Annotated in this window: 1 protein-coding gene and 2 pseudogenes; 1 reads left to right on the top strand and 2 read right to left on the bottom strand. The window is 75.9% G+C overall.

Annotation, left to right across the window (positions count from 1 at the left end):
* Together HMPREF3105_RS12100 and HMPREF3105_RS12095 are read right to left on the bottom strand one after the other, a co-directional pair.
* Positions 1–245, bottom strand: a pseudogene (locus tag HMPREF3105_RS12100) (electron transfer flavoprotein subunit alpha/FixB family protein); the annotation flags it as partial.
* Positions 246–268: 23 nt separating this feature from the next.
* On the bottom strand, positions 269–1,051 hold the full coding sequence (locus tag HMPREF3105_RS12095; protein WP_063189076.1) for an electron transfer flavoprotein subunit beta/FixA family protein: 783 nt from the start codon (positions 1,049–1,051) through the stop codon (positions 269–271).
* 179 nt (positions 1,052–1,230) lie between these two features.
* Here HMPREF3105_RS12095 and HMPREF3105_RS12090 point away from each other — a divergent pair.
* Positions 1,231–1,543: pseudogene (locus tag HMPREF3105_RS12090) on the top strand (NUDIX hydrolase); the annotation flags it as partial.

The raw sequence follows: 1,543 nt of genomic DNA, 5'->3' as shown, positions 1-1,543 counted from the left end.
CCCAGGGTGGTGGCGGCGTCGTCGGCCACGAGGACGTGGACGCGCGTGGCGCCGTACTCCCCCAGACGGGCGACGGCGGCGTCCCTGCCCTCCGCGCCGGTCACGAGGACGGCCTCGGGCACGCCCACGGTGGCGGCGGCGCCGAGGAGCTCGGCCACGATCGGGCGGAGCGCTCCGTCCGCGCCGATCTCGGCGTGCACCAGCACGGTCTGGCCGCTGTTCGCGGCGTCGGTCTGCGTCGTCATCTCGGTCTCCTCCACGTTCGCGCTCACACGAGCCCCCGACCCGCGAGGAACTCCACCAGCCGCTCGGCGGCGGTGCCGTCGTCGGTGACCTTCTCGCCCGCGGCACGCTCGGGACGCGTGTCCGCCGAGACCATCACGGAGCGGTAGGCGGCCTCGGCCGGGCCCGCGGCGATGCCGAGGTCGGCCAGGGACAGCACGGTGAGCGGCTTCTTCTTGGCCGCCATGATGTTCTTGAAGTTCGGGAACCGCGGCTCCGCGGTCTTCTCCGTCAGGCCCGCCACGGCGGGCAGGGCGACGGCGGCGCGCACGTCCGCGTCCGAGGTCGCCACGGTGCCGGTCAGCTCGCCGTCGGCCAGCTCGGGGGCCTCGGCGTGCGGCAGGTAGGGCCGCTCCAGGAGCTCGGCGACCATGGCGGGCACCACGCCGGTGCCTCCGTCCGTGGACAGCGTGCCGGCGAGCACGAGGTCGGCGCCCTCCTTCTCGACGGCCGCGGCGATCACGCGAGCCGTCTGCACGGCGTCCGAGCCGACGAGTGCGTCGTCGGTGATCTGCACGGCGGAGTCCGCGCCCATGGCCAGCATCTTGCGCAGGGTCTTCGAGGAGTCCTCGGGGCCCACCGTCAGGGCCACGACCTCGATGTCCGCGCCGGCGTCCCGCCAGCCCAGGGCGACCTCCATGACGCGCTCGCTGATCTCGTCCGGCACGGGCTCGGCCGCGCCGTCGCGCACCACCCAGCCGGTCTCCAGGCTCAGCTCACGCTCCTGCCACGTGTCCGGCACCTGCTTGGCCAGCACCAGGATCTTCACGGCCTCTCCTCCTTGGGTCGCGGTCTCGCCCCGGGGCCTCCGCCCCGAGCGCGGCGACTTACGCTACAGACTACGGGTCCGCGCACATCCGGGCCGCATGACCCCCGCGCGGGAGCGGCCGGGGCCGCCGTCGTCGGCCCGCGCGTCCGGACCATGATCGCCCGAACCGAGGAGGCACCGTGAGCCCCGCCGCCCCGTCCGCCGAGCCGCCGGTCGCCGAGGACCGGCCCCGGGTCCCGGCGGTGCCCGCCTCCTCCCTCGTGCTGGTCCGACCCGGGGCCGACGGCGAGACCTCGGTGTTCACGGTCCGCCGCGCCGGGACCATGGCCTTCAGCGCCCACGCCACGGCCTTCCCCGGCGGCCGCGTGGACCCCGCGGACGACCTGCCGGACCGGCTGTGGGAGGGCACGGATCTGGCCGACTGGGGCCGGCGCCTGGGGCTGCCGCACGAGCCCGCGGACGCCCACGGCACCCTCGCGGAACTCGACCCCG

The organism is Micrococcus sp. HMSC31B01 (genome assembly GCF_001816085.1).
GTDB classification, from domain to species: Bacteria; Actinomycetota; Actinomycetes; order Actinomycetales; family Micrococcaceae; genus Micrococcus; species Micrococcus luteus.
This window is presented reverse-complemented; position numbering and strand designations above follow the sequence as displayed.